At 62.3% G+C, this 16692-nt stretch carries 12 protein-coding genes and 1 riboswitch; of the genes, 4 read left to right on the top strand and 8 right to left on the bottom strand.

The features are described 5' to 3' along the window. Positions 1 to 8: 8 nt before the first annotated feature. From C8C92_RS05205 to C8C92_RS05175, 7 genes are all read right to left on the bottom strand, one after another. Positions 9 to 803, bottom strand: a complete 795-nt coding sequence (locus C8C92_RS05205; RefSeq protein ID WP_116743182.1) for a thiazole synthase — start codon at positions 801 to 803, stop codon at positions 9 to 11. Between the two features lie 25 nt (positions 804 to 828). Further along, on the bottom strand, positions 829 to 1041 hold the full coding sequence (thiS, locus tag C8C92_RS05200; RefSeq protein WP_207780970.1) for a sulfur carrier protein ThiS: 213 nt from the start codon (positions 1039 to 1041) through the stop codon (positions 829 to 831). Positions 1042 to 1052: 11 nt separating this feature from the next. After that, positions 1053 to 2966, bottom strand: a complete 1914-nt coding sequence (gene thiC / locus C8C92_RS05195) for a phosphomethylpyrimidine synthase ThiC (RefSeq protein WP_099760685.1) — start codon at positions 2964 to 2966, stop codon at positions 1053 to 1055. A 79-nt stretch (positions 2967 to 3045) separates the two neighbouring features. Beyond that, positions 3046 to 3161, bottom strand: a riboswitch (TPP riboswitch). Positions 3162 to 3244: 83 nt separating this feature from the next. Continuing rightward, positions 3245 to 3499, bottom strand: a complete 255-nt coding sequence (locus tag C8C92_RS05190; protein ID WP_099760686.1) for a hypothetical protein — start codon at positions 3497 to 3499, stop codon at positions 3245 to 3247. Between the two features lie 39 nt (positions 3500 to 3538). Next, a complete protein-coding gene (locus tag C8C92_RS05185) occupies positions 3539 to 4345 on the bottom strand; it encodes a response regulator (RefSeq protein WP_100875560.1) in 807 nt (268 codons plus the stop codon). A gap of 28 nt (positions 4346 to 4373) precedes the next feature. Then, a complete protein-coding gene (locus C8C92_RS05180) occupies positions 4374 to 6617 on the bottom strand; it encodes a PAS domain-containing hybrid sensor histidine kinase/response regulator (protein ID WP_099760688.1) in 2244 nt (747 codons plus the stop codon). A 44-nt stretch (positions 6618 to 6661) separates the two neighbouring features. After that, a complete protein-coding gene (locus C8C92_RS05175; RefSeq protein WP_099760689.1) occupies positions 6662 to 7402 on the bottom strand; it encodes a Crp/Fnr family transcriptional regulator in 741 nt (246 codons plus the stop codon). Between the two features lie 238 nt (positions 7403 to 7640). Between C8C92_RS05175 and C8C92_RS05170 the strand changes: the two genes are divergently transcribed. Further along, on the top strand, positions 7641 to 9722 hold the full coding sequence (locus tag C8C92_RS05170) for an EAL domain-containing protein (RefSeq protein WP_243420119.1): 2082 nt from the start codon (positions 7641 to 7643) through the stop codon (positions 9720 to 9722). Here the strand turns inward: C8C92_RS05170 and C8C92_RS05165 are convergent. Next, positions 9719 to 10759 carry a porin gene (locus tag C8C92_RS05165; RefSeq protein WP_099760691.1) on the bottom strand — a complete coding sequence of 347 codons (1041 nt, stop codon included), beginning with the start codon at positions 10757 to 10759 and terminating at the stop codon, positions 9719 to 9721. The genes C8C92_RS05170 and C8C92_RS05165 overlap by 4 nt on opposite strands. Before the next feature lie 490 nt (positions 10760 to 11249). Here C8C92_RS05165 and C8C92_RS05160 point away from each other — a divergent pair, with 490 nt between their 5' ends. From C8C92_RS05160 to C8C92_RS05150, 3 genes are all read left to right on the top strand, one after another. Continuing rightward, positions 11250 to 14057, top strand: coding sequence for a valine--tRNA ligase (locus C8C92_RS05160; protein ID WP_116743180.1), 2808 nt, complete (start codon positions 11250 to 11252; stop codon positions 14055 to 14057). Between the two features lie 114 nt (positions 14058 to 14171). Beyond that, complete coding sequence (locus tag C8C92_RS05155; RefSeq protein ID WP_099760692.1) at positions 14172 to 14639, top strand: DUF2147 domain-containing protein; 468 nt, start codon at positions 14172 to 14174, stop codon at positions 14637 to 14639. A gap of 274 nt (positions 14640 to 14913) precedes the next feature. Then, positions 14914 to 16689: an Ig-like domain-containing protein gene (locus tag C8C92_RS05150; RefSeq protein ID WP_116743179.1), complete on the top strand. Its 1776-nt coding sequence runs from the start codon at positions 14914 to 14916 to the stop codon at positions 16687 to 16689. Positions 16690 to 16692 lie beyond the last annotated feature (3 nt).

Below are 16692 nucleotides of genomic sequence, written 5' to 3'. Positions count from 1 at the left end.
CGGCACCATCACGCCAGGCGGCCCGCCATCGGCGACGACGGCGAGGCGGCAAATTTACGCGGCATGCGGCCCGCCAGAAACGCTTCGCGCCCGGCCCGCACGGCCAGCTTCATGGCACGCGCCATGCGCACGGGGTCGCGCGCGCCGGCAATCGCCGTATTCATCAGCACGCCATCGCAGCCGAGTTCCATGGCAATGGCCGCATCCGACGCCGTGCCCACGCCAGCATCGACCAGCACCGGCACCTTGGCCTGGTCGATGATCAGCGACAGATTCCACGGATTCAAAATGCCCATGCCCGAGCCGATCAGGGACGCCAGCGGCATGACGGCCACGCAGCCGATGTCTTCCAGAATCTTCGCCTGGATCGGGTCGTCGCTGCAGTAGACCATCACGTCGAAGCCATCCTTGACCAGCGCTTCGGCCGCGATCAACGTTTCCGGCATGTGCGGAAACAGGGTCTTTTCGTCGCCCAATACTTCGAGCTTCACCAGATTGCGCCCGCCCAGCAGCTCACGTGCCAGCTGCAGCGTGTAGACGGCATCTTTCGCGTTGTAGCAGCCGGCCGTGTTCGGCAAGATCGTGTACTGGTCCGGCGGCACGAAGTCGAGCAGGCTGGGCGTGTTCGGGTCTTGCCCGATATTCACACGCCGGATGGCCACCGTGATGATTTGCGCCTCGGCCGCGTCCGTCGCTTCGCGCGTCTGCGGCAAGTCCTTGTACTTGCCGCTACCGACCAGCAAGCGCGATTGATACTGTTTGCCTGCGATGGTCAGCAGGTCATTGTTTGTTGCGGTATGCATGTTCTGTTCCTTGTCTGTTTTCAACTTAACCGCCGCCGATGGCGCGCACGATCTCTACTTGGTCTTGCGTCTGCAAGACCTGTCCCGGCCACGCCTTGCGCGGCACGACGTTGCGGTTGACGGCCAGCGCCAGCGCCTGGTTTTCCAGCGCCAGCGCGGCGATCAATTGATCGAGGGTTTGCCCCGGCGGCACCTGGTGTGGCGCGCCGTTGAGCGTGATGGATATCAATACAGGCATCACGCTCTCCTTCAGACCTTGCGGTACAGCTCGGCGCCGTTCTTGACGAATTCGATGGCTTTCACCTCCATCCCCTGCTTGAGTGCCTGGTCTTCCGCGATGCCCATGCCGGCCGCATATTCGCGCACTTCCTGCGTGATCTTCATCGAGCAGAAATGCGGGCCGCACATGGAGCAGAAATGCGCCACCTTGGCCGAATCCTTGGGCAAGGTTTCATCGTGGAATTCGCGCGCCTTGTCCGGGTCCAGGCCGATGTTGAACTGGTCGTCCCAGCGGAATTCGAAACGGGCTTTCGACAGGGCGTTGTCGCGGATTTGCGCGCCCGGATGGCCTTTCGCCAGATCGGCCGCGTGCGCCGCAATCTTGTAGGTGATGATGCCGTCCTTGACGTCCGCCTTGTTGGGCAGGCCCAGGTGTTCCTTCGGCGTCACGTAGCACAGCATGGCCGTGCCATACCAGCCGATCATGGCCGCGCCGATGCCGGACGTGATGTGGTCATAGCCGGGCGCGATATCGGTGGTCAACGGTCCCAGCGTGTAGAACGGCGCCTCACCGCACTGTTCCAGCTGCAAGTCCATGTTTTCCTTGATCAGCTGCATGGGCACGTGGCCGGGGCCTTCGATCATCACTTGCACGTCGTGCTTCCATGCCACTTGCGTCAATTCGCCTAGGGTCTTCAGTTCGCCCAGCTGCGCTTCGTCGTTGGCGTCATAGATGGAGCCGGGGCGCAAGCCGTCGCCCAGCGAGAACGACACGTCATACGCCTTCATGATTTCGCAGATGTCTTCGAAATGCGTGTACAGGAACGATTCCTGGTGGTGCGCCAGGCACCATTTCGCCATGATGGAGCCGCCGCGCGAGACGATGCCCGTCAAGCGCTTGGCCGTCATCGGCACATAGCGCAGCAACACACCGGCGTGGATGGTGAAGTAATCGACGCCCTGCTCGGCCTGCTCGATGAGGGTGTCGCGGAAGATTTCCCACGTCAGATCTTCGGCCTTGCCGTTGACCTTTTCCAGCGCCTGGTAGATGGGCACGGTGCCGATGGGCACGGGGCTGTTGCGCACGATCCATTCGCGCGTTTCGTGAATATGCTTGCCGGTGGACAGATCCATCACGTTATCGCCGCCCCAGCGGATGGCCCATGTCATTTTTTCCACTTCCTCGCCTATCGACGAGGTGACGGCGGAATTGCCGATGTTGGCATTGATTTTCACCAGGAAATTGCGGCCGATGATCATCGGTTCCACTTCCGGGTGGTTGATGTTGGCGGGAATGATGGCGCGGCCGCGGGCGATTTCCTCGCGCACGAATTCCGGCGTGATTTCTTGCGGGATGCTGGCGCCGAATGACTGGCCCGGATGCTGGCGGCCCATCAGGTCGGCCAGGCGCTCGCCCATGGGACCGGAGGCTTGCAGTTCGCGCAAATACTCCTGGCGGCGCATGTTTTCGCGGATGGCGACGAACTCCATTTCCGGCGTGATCAGCCCACGGCGCGCATAGTGCATTTGCGTCACATTCTTGCCGGCAATGGCGCGGCGCGGCTTGCGGTGCAAGTTGAAACGCAGCTCGGCCAGTTTCGGGTCCGCCAGGCGGGCGATGCCGTAGTCGGAGGTAGGGCCAGGCAATTCTTCCGTGTCGGCCCGCTCCATGATCCACGGCAGGCGCGGCGTGTCGAGGCCCGAGCGAATGTCGATCTGCACGTCCGGATCCGTATAGGGGCCGGACGTGTCGTACACGTAAATCGGCGGATTCTTTTCGCCGCCGAACGACGCTTCCGTGTCGGACTGGCTGATTCTGCGCATGGGCACGCGAATGTCGGGGCGGCTGCCTTCGACATAGATCTTGCGCGAATTGGGCAGCGGCGCGATGGCGGCTTCGTCGACCGTGGCGGTGGCGGAGAGGAATTTCGGGTTGGCGTTCATTTTGGCTCCTTGGCTAGACTTGTTTTAAGCCTGGAGCCAGCTAAGGAGGTTCGGAATTGCGCACGCGGAAAGGCGGGGTGCGTTCATCCTAAAGCTTCCCTTCGCTGGCATTATCCAGATCAGGTTCGGAGGGTATTTCTCACCCGCGCTTGCACTGTGTTTCCACAGCGAAAGGCAGGACCCCTAGCGTTTGCCGCCTTGCGGCAGCGAGCCAATTATACGCGGTTCGCGCCGCGTGGCCAGATGATTTCTTGCTTTGTCGTCTTTGTGCTTCGGCGTTACTTCTTCTTGCCCCAGCGCCAGGCGGTCGGTTCGCCCTTCAGCTGGCAGATGAAAATGAGTGCGGCAACGATGGCCACTTCATACACGATGTAGCCTACGAACATGGTTTGCGGCGGGAACAGGAAGGCGCCGCAAGCGAACAGCGCCAGTGCGGCCAGAAACACCAGCCAGCCTTGCCAGGTGATGGGCAAACCCCAGCCCCAGCCATAGGTCTTGGCGGGAAACCAGTAGGAGGGAGATTTGTCAGCCATGATGCTTTCCTTGTCGATGTCGATGACACCAAGTATAAATCACGCTCCCCGCAAGCGCTCCGTGACATCGAGGCCGATGCCGCGGTAGCCGATGAAGCGGCTGCCATTGTCGAACATCGGTTCGCCGCTGACCTGCAGATACTGCGTGCTGCCGTCGAGGTTGGCGCGGCTGTAGATGAAGTCGAGGAACGGTTCGCGCGCGGCAATTTTTGCGTCGAGCAAGGCGCGTTCGGCCGCGTTCCAGCGCTGCGGCTCTTCCTCGCTGCCGATGCCCAGCATTTCAGCCACGGGACCGGAAAAGCGCGTCAGGTTGCCCTGCGCATCCTGTTCCCAGTACCAGTCGGACGACAGTTCCGTGAAGCGCTGGAAGCGCGCTTCGCTTTCGCGCAGCTCCGCCGTGCGTTCTTCCACCATCTGTTCCAGCGACTTGTTGTATTCGGCCAGCTTCTGGTACAGCAATCGCACTTCCAGCATGTTGTGGATGCGTGTTTTGACTTCCACCAGGTCGAAGGGCTTGCTGACGAAGTCCTTGGCGCCAGCTTGCAGCGCGCGCAGCTTGTGGCCGGGCTGGGCCGTGATCACCAGTACGGGCAGATAGCTGCCCGCCTCGATGTCGCGCAAGCCTTCCATGACTTCGAAGCCATCCATTTCCGGCATTTGCAAGTCGAGCAGGATCAGGTCGTAGCGGTGCTGCTGGTGCAGCGCGCGCACGGCTTGCGGGTCCATGGTGGAGGTGATGCGCGTATAGCCGGCGTTGCGCAGCACCTGTTCGAGCAGCATGACGTTGGCCTCCTGGTCATCGACGATGAGGATGCTGGCGTTCAGGATCTCGGTGGCTTGAAGCATGGCGGTATTCCTAAAATTAAATGCTGAATTAGCGTACTGTGTGAGTGTCGTCGGCCAGGCCGTGCGCGGCTGCATGGTGCAGGGCCACGTCGAGCGCCTCCATGAATTCGACGACCTTGATGGGCTTGGTCAGATAGCGGAAGAAGCCCGCTTCCAGGCCCTTCTCGATGTCGCGCGGCACGGCGTTGGCGGACAGGGCCATGACGGGAATGTGGCTGGTGAGGGGGTCATCATGCAGGATATTCAGGGCACCATAGCCGCTGATGCCGGGCAGGTTGATATCCATCAAGATCACGTCCGGCTGATACGTGCGCGCCAGGTCGATGCCCAGGTGCGCATCGATGGCCGTCAGCAGTTTCAAATCGCTGCGGCGGGCGATCAATTGCTCCACCAGCGCCAGGTTGGCGGGATTGTCTTCCACGTACAGCAAGGTGCGCTGGCTTTCCTGGTCTTCCTGCACCACCGGCAAGGCGACGCCCTGTTCCAGGTGCAGTTCGGGCGCGCGCGAGGCCTTGAATTCCACCCAGAAGGTGGTGCCCACGCCCACCGTGCTGTCGACGCCGATGGTGCCACCCATCAGTTCGACCAGCTGCTTGGTGACGACCAGGCCGATGCCCGTGCCCTCTTCCGTGCTGCTTTCCTGGCCCAGGCGGTTGAAGGGCTGGAACAACTGACTCATCTGTTCGGCATTCAGGCCGGCGCCGCTGTCGGTGACGCTGGCGCGCACGCGGTCGGCATGGCGCGTGCATTCGACCTTCACACTACCGCCGCTCTGGTTGTACTTGATGGCGTTCGACAGCAGGTTGATCATCACCTGTTTCACGCGCGTGCGGTCGGCATGCACATAGAAAGCCTTGCCGCAGCGGGGGAAATGCATGCTGATGCCGCGTTTTTCCGCCTGCGGCGCGATCATCGCCTGGCAATCCTGCAACACGTCGAGCAAGGACATCGCCTCTTCCGACATGGTGACCTTGCCCGACTCGATCATGGCCAGGTCGAGGATTTCATTGATCAAACGCAAGAGATACCAGCCACCCTTGAGGATCTGGTCGATCGAGCGCTGCTGCGGCAAGCTCGGTGCCGGCGTCTCGGACGCCATCAGCTGGGCAAAACCCAGCACGGCGTTCAGGGGCGTGCGCAATTCATGGCTCATGCTCGACAGAAACTCGGACTTGGCCAGATTCGCTTTCTCCGCCGCCTGGCGGGCCTTTTCCATTTCGATATTCGTGTCTTGCAGTGCTTGTTCAAACTGCCTGCGTTCCGTCACGTCGCGGGCGGCGGCAAACACGCCTTGCAGCTTGCGGTTGCGGTCGTGGAAGGTCGAGGCGTTGTAGGAAACAAAAGTCTGCTTGCCGTCGCGCGCCAGGGCCGTCAGCTCGTAATTGGTCAGTTTTCCTTCACGCAAGACGCGCGCGATGGCTTCCTCGGCCCGTTCCGGTTCCGTAAAGTAATTCTTGAACGGCGCGCCGATCAATTCGTCGCGCGTGCAGCCCGTCAGCGCTTCCATCTGCTGGTTGACGTCGCTGATGATGCCGCGCGGGTCCGTCGTCATCAGGGCGTCGATATTCGATTCGATCAGTGAGCGCGTATAGAACTGCTGCTCGCGCAAACGCTGGTCCAGCAGCGCCTGTTCCGCCTCGACCTGCTTGCGCGCCGTGTTGTCGGTGCCGATCAGCAAGTAACCGATAACCTTGCTCTGCGCGTCGCGCAAGGCCGTCACGGAGACGATGGCGGGGAAGCGGCTGCCATCCTTGCGGATGTACGTCAATTCGTAGATGTCTTCGATGCCACGCGTGGCCTTGAACACCAGCGCTTCGACGCCGGGCGTGATGACCGTGTCGAGTTCGGCACTGAGGGCGGCGGCGCGCGCGATGATTTCTTGCGCGTCGGAAATACCGGCCGGGGTCAGCTTGTCGACCACGTCGCTCGCTTCATAGCCGAGCATGCGTTCGGCGCCCACATTGAAAATCTGGATCACGCCCTGCGCATCGGTGGCGATGCACGAGAAATTGGCGCTATTGAAAATGGCATCCTGCAAGGCGCCCGCCTTGAGCAACTGGCGCGGCAAGCTGGCCGACAGCGTGCGCCGGTACAGCGCCACGAGCAGCATCAGCAGCAAAAAGACCAGCGCATCGATGACGCAGGCCGTCTCGAACGGCGCGCGCCAGGCCAGTACGCCAATGGCCAGCAGCACGATGGCGCTGAACGAAAACGCCAGCGCCATGGGCCAGCGCGACGGTGCGCGCGGAGGAATGTTTTCAACAGATTGCATGAGGTAGCCTGGGCTGTGACAACGATAAGAGGGAAATGCGGTGATCAGGAACCTTGGCGCTGGCGCACGTCCGACAGCAGGCGCGTGAATTCTTTTTTGACCACGCCATAGCATTCGCACACATGGCCTTCGAGGCCGGCGCGGTCCAGCACGGAGATATGGCCGCGCCGGTAACTGATGAAGCCGCGCTGCTGCAAGCGCCCGGCCGCCTCCGTCACGCCTTCGCGGCGCACACCCAGCATGTTGGCAATCAACTCCTGCGTCATGGTCAGCTCGCGGTTCGGCAAGCGGTCCATGGTCAGCAGCAGCCAGCGGCACAGCTGCTGCTCCACCGTATGGTGGCGGTTGCACACGGCCGTCTGTGACATTTGCGTGATCAGGGCTTGCGTATAGCGCAGCAGCAAGCGCATGACGGGGCCGGCGCGGTCGAATTCTTCCATCAGCAAATGCGCCTTCAGCCGATAGCCGACGCCGCCCGTCTGCACCACGGCGCGGCTCGGCGTCGAGTTACCACCCATAAACAGCGACACGCCCACCACGCCTTCATTGCCGACGCCGGCAATTTCCGACGAGCCGCCGTTTTCCAGCAGGTAGTGGATGGAAACGATGGCCGTGGTGGGGAAATACACATGCTGCAGCTTGTCGCCCGAATCGTAGATCACGTCACCGAGCAACATGGACACTTGCTCCAGATGGGGGGCCAGGCGCGCGAAATCGGCGTCGAGCATGGCGGCGAGCAAATGGTTTTGATTCGGGTTGTGCAGCTGGGCATGCGGACTCGACATGGGCAGTTTTCCTGGTTTCCAGTCGTCAGCTAGGGGATAGATAAAAAACGTCCGAACGAGGGGCGCCATATGCCGGAGCGTAACACAGCGCCCGCACAGTGCCGCCACTATATTTCTTGCTGGCATGGCGGTCTGTTCGGCAGCGAACGGACGGTCAGGTACCCCGCGCCCTACAGTCAGTCACTGCCAGGGCTGCCGGATCACGGATCGGCGCCAGCGCTGCTTACCGGACGCCATCATGCAATCATTTTTCAAACGCATCTCCATTTCCGTTTCCACCTCGGCCCTGATCACACTGGCGGTCGGGCTGAGCCTGACGGCCCTGTGCTACGCCTCGGCACGCCAGATCGAGTCGGAAAGCACCCGGCTGCTGCTGCAGTACCACGCCAGCGGTCACACCTTGCGCGCCGCGCTGCTGCCTGCCAACGGCATGAGCCTGGATGCGAACCATCGCGGCTCGCTGTATGTGCTGCTGGGCGGATTATTGTCGAGCCTGCTGGCAACAGCGTATGTGTTTCAGCTAGTCACGCGCAACTCCGTGATTGCCCGCATCACGGGCGAACGCACGGCGGCGCTGCAGTTTGCCAACTTGCGCCTGTCCGAAGACATCGCTGCGCGCATGCACAATGAACAGTCGTTGCGTTTGCGCGAACGCATCATCGAAGTGTCGGCCAATGCCATCATCCTGTGCAGCGCCGACGCGCCGGGCTACCTGATCGAATACGTCAATCCCGCCTTCGAGCGCATCACCGGCTATGCGGCTGGCGAAGTCATCGGCCAACGCCTGGAAGACTTGCAGGGACCCGAACAGGGGCGGCAAGACATGCATGAGATTACAGCGGCCCTGCGCGAACAGCGCGAAGGCAAAGCCATCGTGCGCAATTTCCGCAAGGATGGCAGCTGCTACTGGAGCGAGCTGTTCGTCGCACCTGTGCGCGACGATGGCGATGGCCCCGTCAGCCACTTTGTGGTGGCGCAATACGACATCAGCACCGTCATGCGCTTCGAACAGGAACTGGAATTTCAGGCCAGGCACGACATCCTCACGGGCCTGGCCAACCGGGCCCTGCTGCGCGAACGGCTGGAGCAGGCGATGGCCGTGACGCGGCGCAGCGGCCTGCCCCTGTGGGTGGTGTTCATCGACCTCGACCGCTTTAAATTCGTCAACGACACCCTGGGCCACGATGCGGGCGACACTGTGCTGAAAAGCGTGGCCGAGCGCCTGCGCGACGCGACGCGCGAAGTCGATACGGTGGCGCGCCTGGGCGGCGACGAATTCGTGCTGCTGCTGCCCCAGCATGGCAATGGAGAACCGGGCGCAGCCATCCTGCAGCGCATCCTGGACGCCGTGGCGCAGCCGCTGCAACTGGGCGAATATGAATTTTTTCTCAGCTGCTGCATGGGCGTGGCCGTGTATCCCGACGATGGCCAGGACGCCGACACCCTGATCAAGCACGCCGACATCGCCATGTACCGCGCCAAGGAACAGGGACGGGGCCACTGGCAATTCTATGCCTCGGGCATGAATGCGGGCACCCTCGAGCGGCTGGGACTGGAGAGCGAGTTGCGCCATGCCCTGGAACGGGGGCAGTTCCACCTCGAATACCAGCCCCAGCTCGATTTGGCCAGCGGCAAGGTGGTGGGCATGGAAGCGCTGTTGCGCTGGCAACATCCGCAACTGGGGCGCATTGCGCCGGCCAGTTTTATCGGCCTGGCCGAGGAAATGGGCTTGATCATCCCCATCGGCGACTGGGTGCTGCACACCGCATGCGCCCAGGCGCGCGCCTGGCAGCTGGCCGGCCATGGCCCGCTGCGCCTGGCTGTCAACCTGTCGGCGCGGCAATTCAAGCAAAGGAATCTGTTGCATGCGGTGGCGCAGGCGCTGGCGGAAACGGGGCTGGCCGCTGCCCATCTGGAATTGGAATTGACCGAAAGCATGGTCATGCATGACGTGGAACAAGCCACGGCCATCATGGCCAACCTGAAGGCGCTGGGCGTACAACTGTCCATCGACGACTTCGGCACCGGCTATTCCAGCCTGGCCTACCTGCGCCACTTTCCCATCGACGTACTCAAGATCGACAAGACTTTCGTCAGCGACATCACGCACGGCGACGACGCAGCCATCGTGCGCGCCATCATTTCGCTGGCGCACAGCTTGCGCCTGAAAGTCATCGCCGAAGGCGTGGAAACGCCGCAGCAGCTGGCCTTCCTGCGCCAGCACGACTGCGACCAGATGCAGGGTTATCTGTTCAGCCGCCCGCTGACCGTGCCCGCCTTCGAGGAACTATTACTGCAAGGGAAGATGCTGCCCGTTTAAAACGCGTGGCGCAGGCCGACGTTGAAGGCGCGGTTGCCCGTGCCCACTTCCGTCGCATTGCCCACCATGTAAGCGGCGTCGTTGCGGTTGCGGATGTGCGCGTAAGCGACATATACCTTGCTGCGCTTGGACAAGGCATACGTGGCGCCGATGGCCAGCTGCCGCGCATCGCGGTTGGCAGCGTCGCGGTCATCCTTGTGCACATACGAGGCCAGCACGGTGGTCGCGCCGAGCGGCACGGACACGCCGACGATGGCGTCGCGGCTGTCCGTCGACTGGGCCGGCGCCTGCGCCGCACCATACGGATTTTCTGCAAAGAACATGCTGCTGCCGTCGCCCGTGTTGCGGCCATAGCCGGCAAACGCCGTGGCCACGCCGAAGTTGTAGTTGCCGGCCAGAATGGTGTTATTGGCGGCGGCCTTGCCCGGCTCGCCGGCACGGCTCTGGCGCGCCAGGCGCAAGGTCAATGGACCGTTGACATAGCCCAGGGCCAGGCCCAGCGAGCGCTGATCTGCCACCACACCCGTATGTTCGCCAAAGCCATACATCACGGTGGCGCTGACGCCGCGCAGCTCGGGCGAGGTATAGCGCACGGTATTGTCGATGCGCGTGGCCGAATAGCCGGCCAGGTTGGTGGCCGCGCCGGCCAGGCCGCCCTCGAAGGGATCGGCCACGTCAGTCAGCGCCTGGCTTTGCAGATTGTACTGGCGACCCACGGTCAGCATGCCCAGCGGGCTGTTGAGGCCGACAAAGGCCTGGCGGCCAAACAATTGCCCCGCCTGGTCGGAGCGGCCCGTGTCGCTCAGGACACCGGCTTCCAAGGTGAACACGGCTTGCAAGCCATTGCCCAGCGATTCCGTGCCGCGCAAGCCCAGGCGCGAACCGGCCGAGACGCCGCTGGTGAGCTTGCTGATGCCGCCTTCCTGCACCAGGCCCGCATCCATCAAGCCATACAGGTCGACGGACGACTGGGCGTGTGCGGCAGGCAAGGCGCCCAGGGTGGTGGCAAGGCCGGCAAAGATGGCGATTTTTTTCATGATGATTTCCTTGTAAAAGCGAAACCAGGAAAGCGGCGGCCACGGCAAGGCCACAAGCGGCAAGGCGCCATGCGGGGGATGCCGTATCAGAAGACGACGCGCCGGACGAAAGATCCTGGCTAAGCTGTGACGGCAGCGGCGTGCAATGGACGCGCCGCTTTGATTCCGCCGTGAATGGTGCACCGCTGGCGGTGCGCGTGGCTCAGGCGCCCGGCCCGAAGGGGACGCTCTGAAGGTGGCTGGCATCGCAGATGCGCTGGCCGTGTGCGCGGATGCGAGTTCGATAAAACTGCATCTGCTGGCGCCGTCCGCAAAGATAGGGCAGGTGGCGCCGAGGCCGGCATTATAACATCGGCATCCCTTCCATCCCCGTTCTGTTGCTGAAAAACGGCCCGCAAAGCCGCCAAAACACTGAAAAAGGCGGGTTGCCACGCTGCAGGCGATGCCGCGTCATCTATAATGGTTCCTTTTGCCAATCACACGCCAAATCATGGAATTAGCCAAGTCTTTCGAGCCCGCCGACATTGAACAATTCTGGCGCACCGAGTGGGAACAGCGCGGTTACTTTACCGCCACCCTCGATGCCGGAAAACCTTCCTTCAGCATCCAGTTGCCGCCGCCGAACGTCACCGGCACCCTGCACATGGGCCATGCGTTCAACCAGACCATCATGGATGGCCTGACCCGCTACCACCGCATGCTGGGCCACAACACGGCCTGGATTCCTGGCACCGACCACGCGGGCATCGCCACGCAAATCGTCGTGCAGCGCCAGCTGGACGCGCAAAAGATTTCGCGGCATGACCTGGGCCGCGAGAAATTCGTGGAAAAAGTGTGGGAATGGAAAGAAAAATCCGGTTCCATCATCACCGGCCAGATGCGCCGTCTGGGCGCCTCGGCCGACTGGCAGCGCGAATACTTCACGATGGACGAGCCACGCTCGAAAGTCGTCACCGACGTCTTCGTGCGCCTGTTCGAGCAAGGCCTGATCTACCGCGGCAAGCGCCTGGTGAACTGGGACCCCGTGCTGGGCACGGCTGTGTCCGACCTGGAAGTGGTATCCGAGGAAGAAGACGGCTCCATGTGGTACATCAAGTACCCGCTGGTCGACGGCAGCGGTTTCCTGACGGTGGCCACCACGCGTCCTGAAACCATGCTGGGCGACGTCGCCGTGGCCGTCGATCCGACGGACGAGCGCTACGCAGCACTGGTGGGCAAGATGCTCAAACTCCCGCTGACCGACCGCGAAATCCCCATCATCGCCGACGAATACGTCGACAAGGAATTCGGCACCGGTTGCGTGAAGATTACCCCGGCGCATGATATGAACGATTACGCCGTGGGCCAGCGCCACAAACTGGCGCAGATCGTCATCCTGACCCTGGACGCGAAGATCACCGACGACGCGCCCGAAGCCTACCGCGGCATGGACCGCTTCGCCGCGCGCAAGCAGATCGTCGCCGACCTCGACGCGCAAGGCTTGCTGGAACAGGTCAAACCGCACAAGCTGATGGTGCCGCGCGGCGACCGCACGGGCGTCGTCATCGAGCCGATGCTGACGGACCAGTGGTTTGTCGCCATGAGCAAACCGGCCCCGGAAGGCACTTTCTTCCCCGGCAAATCGATCGCCGAAACGGCGCTGGACAAGGTCGCCAATGGCGAAATCAAGTTCGTACCGGAAAACTGGAGCACCACCTACAACCAGTGGCTCAACAACATCCAGGACTGGTGCATCTCGCGCCAGCTGTGGTGGGGCCATCAAATTCCGGCCTGGTACGACGACAAGGGTAATATCTTCGTTGCCAAGACGGAAGCGGAAGCCATCGCCAAGGCGCAGGCCGCCGGCAGCACGGGCCCGTTGAAGCGCGACGACGATGTGCTCGACACGTGGTTCTCGTCGGCCCTGGTGCCATTCTCGACCATGGGTTGGCCGGAAGAAACACCGGACATGAAGGCGTTCCTGCCGTCGTCCGTGCTGGTGACGGGTTTCGACATCATCTTCTTCTGGGTTGCGCGCATGGTCATGATGACGGCGCACTTCACGGGCAAGGTGCCGTTTGACACCGTCTACGTGCACGGCCTGGTGCGCGATTCGACGGGGCAAAAAATGTCCAAGTCGAAGGGCAACACCCTGGACCCGATCGACCTGATCGACGGCATCGACCTGGAAGGCTTGATCGTCAAGCGCACCACCGGCCTGATGAACCCGCGCGACGCGGAAAAAATCACCAAGGCGACGCGCAAGGAATTCCCGGACGGCATTTCGGCCTATGGCACGGACGCCGTGCGCTTTACCATGGCCAGCTATGCCTCGCTGGGCCGCAACATCAATTTCGACCTGGGCCGCTGCGAAGGCTACCGCAACTTCTGCAACAAGATGTGGAACGCCACGCGTTTCGTCATGATGAATACGGAAGGCAAGGACTGCACGCCGAACGAGGCCGACCTGTCGCAAGCGGACAAGTGGATCATCTCCTTGCTGCAACGCGCTGAACTGGACGTGGCCAAGGGCTTCGAAGACTTCCGTTTCGACAATATCGCCGCCTCCATCTACAAATTCGTCTGGGACGAGTATTGCGACTGGTACCTGGAAGTAGCCAAGGTACAAGTCCAGCAAGGCACGGAAGGCCAGCAACGCGCCACCCGCCACACCTTGCTGCGCGTGCTGGAAGTGGTGCTGCGCCTGGCCCATCCGATCATTCCGTTCGTCACGGAAGCCCTGTGGCAGACGGTAGCGCCTTTGGCCGGCAAGACCCTGAAGGCAGAAGGTGATTCGATCATGATGCAGCCGTACCCGATCGCCAACACCGACAAGATCGACGAATCGGCCGAAGCGTGGATGCAGCAGTTGAAAGCCCTGACGGACGCCACGCGCAACCTGCGCGGCGAAATGCAAATCTCGCCTTCCGTGCGCGTGCCGCTGATCGTCGAAGCGGGCAATGCGACGGAAAAGGCCGCGCTGGCCTCTTACGCACCGTACATCCAGTCGCTGGGCAAGCTGGCCGAGGTGCAGATCGTCGATGCGCTGCCGGACTCGCCAGCGGCCGTCGCCATCGTCGGCACCACCAAGCTGATGCTGAAAGTGGAAATCGACGTGGCTGCCGAACGCGAACGCCTGGGCAAGGAAATCGCCCGTATCGAAGCGGAAATTGCCAAAGTAAATAGCAAATTAGGCAATGAAAGCTTCGTCGCGCGCGCCCCGGCCGCCATCGTTGCGCAAGAAAACGAGCGTTTGCTCAGTTTTTCGGCCACAATTGAAAAATTGCGCGAACAGTTTGCTAAACTAGCCAGCGCATAAGGCAAGTTTGGAAGGATTGCGCGGCCGTCCCAGTGACGCCGCGCAGCACTGCTGGTCTTGCCTTGGTATATAACTGTTCGTGCCCCGATCAAAAAAAACCATTGGAGACTGGCAATGCATACACTATTCAAAACAAGCATCACAGCAAGCATCATGGTGGCCGCCCTGGCCATCGCCGGCAGCGCCACCGCGCGCGACGGCAACTACACCCCCGTCGGTACGTGGAAAACCATCGACGACGCCAGCGGCAAGCCGAAATCGCTCATCGTCATCACGGAAAACAACGGCGTCTTGCAAGGCAAGATCGACAAGCTGTTCCGCGGCCCTGACGAAGACCAGAATCCCAAGTGCGACAAGTGCACGGGCGCCAACAAGGACCAGCCCATCGTCGGCATGGTGATCCTGTCCGGCCTGAAATATGATGGCAAGGAATGGACGGGCGGCGAAATCACGGACCCGGCCAATGGCAAGACCTACAAGAGCAAGGCAGAACTGACGGAAGGCGGCACCAAGCTGCAAGTACGCGGCTATATCGGCGTGCCGATGTTTGGCCGCTCGCAGACGTGGGTGCGCGCAGAGTAATCACTGCACGCCCTGCCCTGATGAAGCCGGCCTTGCGCCGGCTTTTTTACGTCTTGTCCCACATACGCCGTTGTTTTTCAGGCCGAATCGTTTCTTTTTGAACAGTTTTTCAATTGCTGGCAAGCTAAGCGCGCCAGCGCACATACCTCCAGTTTCCTAAATGAAATAGTGCATGCCTGTGACGCCATCGCCCTGTAGCGACGGGCGGCATGGCTCTGCCGGATGACCTCATCCGCGGATGCCCGGCAGTGACTGCCATGCACAAAGGAAACACATGAACCTCTTCAAACGATATCTGAACCCGCTGCTCGTCTCGGCAGGGCTGCTGACCATGGCCGCCCTCGCCGGTTGCGGCGGCGGCGACCAGGGACGCGATCCCATCCTCGGCTTGCCGGCTGCCACCTTGTCCAGCCTGGCTGTCACGCCAGCCACGGCGACGGTCGCCATCGGTGCGGGCCAGCAATTCACGGCCATCGCCACGTATAGCGACGGTTCCGCGCAAGACGTCAGCGCCAAGGCGGCCTGGACGTCGGCTACGCCGGCCAACGCGACCGTCAATGCGGCCACGGGCTTGAGCACCGGCATCGCTGCCGGCAACAGCAACATCAGCGCCGCGTTCGGCGGCAAGAGCGCGGCGGCCCAGCTGACCGTCTCGCCCGCCACGCTCACGGCGATTGCCATCACGCCGCTCACGCCAGCCATCGCCATCGGCGCAACGCAGCAATTCACGGTAAGCGGCAGCTTCAGCGACGGCACCACGCGCGACGTCACGGCCGTGTCGGCCTTTGCCTCCGCCACCCCCGCCACGGCCAGCATCGCCGCGGACGGACTGGCGCTGGGCAAAGTTGCCGGCACGACGCAGATCACCGCCACCACGGGCACGCTCACGGCCAGCACGGTCTTGACCGTCAACCCGGCCACCTTGCTGTCGATCGCCGTCACGCCGCAAAGCCCCATCGTGCCAGTGGCCGCGACGCGCCAGCTGGCCGTCATTGCCACCTACTCGGACAACAGCACGGCTGACGTCACGGCTGGCAGCAGCTTCGTGTCAGCCACGCCAGCGGCGGCCACGGTCGCCAGCAGCGGCCGCGTCACCGGTGTTGCCTTTGGTAGCAGCGTCATGAACGCCAGCTTCAACGGACAGACGGCCAGCACCACCGTCACCGTACCCGCCCTCACCCTGGTCAGCATCGCCGTCACGCCAGCCACCGCCAGCATCGCCGTCGGTACCCAGCAGCAATTCGTTGCCACGGCAACGTATTCGGACAGCTCGAACGCCATCATCACCAACAGCGCCGCCTGGACTTCGGGCACCGTTGCCAATGCCACGGTACTGAATACGGGCGTCGCCACCGGCATCGCTGCCGGCACCAGCAACATCACCGCCACAGCCGGCGGCCAGTCGGGCAGCGCGCTGCTGACCGTCACCGCCGTCGCTATCCCGCCCGTATTCAATCCGATCATCCTGGGCCGCGCGGCGCCATTCGGCGTACTGGCAGGCACCTCGATCACCAACAATTCGGGTGGCACCACGCTCATTCGGGGCGATGTTGGTGCGCCTTCGCAAACGGTCGACCCAACCCAGGCGGCAGGTTTTACCAACTACAAGTCGGGCGCCATCCTGGCCGGCGCCATGACGGATCTGCAAGCGGCGATCACGGACGGCAATAGCCGTACCTGCGACGTCAGCTTTGCCGGCGGCATCGACCTCGGTGGCCAGACCTTCGGCCCCGGCGTGTATTGCTATGCGGGCGCCATCAGTATCACGGGTACCCTGACCTTGAACGGCCCCGGCGTGTACATTTTCCGCACGGCATTGACGCTCGATTCGACCGTCAACTCCATCGTTGCCCTGAACAATGGCGCCACCGCCGACAACGTTACCTGGTTGCCCGTCGGCCCCACCACCCTGGCCGCGAACAGCGTCTTCAAGGGCAATATCCTGGGCCAGTCGGCCGCCATCACGGTGGGCGACAACACGACCCTGCTCAATGGCCGCGTGCTGACGGCTGCCGCCGTTACCCTGCGCAACAACCAGATCACCAAATAATCG

Origin of the sequence: Janthinobacterium sp. 78 (genome assembly GCF_003096775.1) — a bacterium.
In the GTDB taxonomy this organism is placed as follows: domain Bacteria; phylum Pseudomonadota; class Gammaproteobacteria; order Burkholderiales; family Burkholderiaceae_D; genus Janthinobacterium; species Janthinobacterium tructae.
The sequence above is the reverse complement of the archived record's forward strand: the minus strand, read 5'-3'. Positions and strand labels throughout refer to the sequence as shown.

Excerpts from the sequence above, each read along its gene's own strand:
- C8C92_RS05165 (WP_099760691.1), bottom strand. The coding sequence starts at position 10,759 with ATGAAAAAAATCGCCATCTTTGCCGGCCTTGCCACCACCCTGGGCGCC.
- thiC (WP_099760685.1), bottom strand. The coding sequence starts at position 2,966 with ATGAACGCCAACCCGAAATTCCTCTCCGCCACCGCCACGGTCGACGAA.
- C8C92_RS05155 (WP_099760692.1), top strand. The coding sequence starts at position 14,172 with ATGCATACACTATTCAAAACAAGCATCACAGCAAGCATCATGGTGGCC.
- C8C92_RS05190 (WP_099760686.1), bottom strand. The coding sequence starts at position 3,499 with ATGGCTGACAAATCTCCCTCCTACTGGTTTCCCGCCAAGACCTATGGC.
- C8C92_RS05180 (WP_099760688.1), bottom strand. The coding sequence starts at position 6,617 with ATGCAATCTGTTGAAAACATTCCTCCGCGCGCACCGTCGCGCTGGCCC.
- C8C92_RS05185 (WP_100875560.1), bottom strand. The coding sequence starts at position 4,345 with ATGCTTCAAGCCACCGAGATCCTGAACGCCAGCATCCTCATCGTCGAT.
- C8C92_RS05150 (WP_116743179.1), top strand. The coding sequence starts at position 14,914 with ATGAACCTCTTCAAACGATATCTGAACCCGCTGCTCGTCTCGGCAGGG.
- C8C92_RS05205 (WP_116743182.1), bottom strand. The coding sequence starts at position 803 with ATGCATACCGCAACAAACAATGACCTGCTGACCATCGCAGGCAAACAG.
- C8C92_RS05170 (WP_243420119.1), top strand. The coding sequence starts at position 7,641 with ATGCAATCATTTTTCAAACGCATCTCCATTTCCGTTTCCACCTCGGCC.
- C8C92_RS05175 (WP_099760689.1), bottom strand. The coding sequence starts at position 7,402 with ATGTCGAGTCCGCATGCCCAGCTGCACAACCCGAATCAAAACCATTTG.
- thiS (WP_207780970.1), bottom strand. The coding sequence starts at position 1,041 with ATGCCTGTATTGATATCCATCACGCTCAACGGCGCGCCACACCAGGTG.
- C8C92_RS05160 (WP_116743180.1), top strand. The coding sequence starts at position 11,250 with ATGGAATTAGCCAAGTCTTTCGAGCCCGCCGACATTGAACAATTCTGG.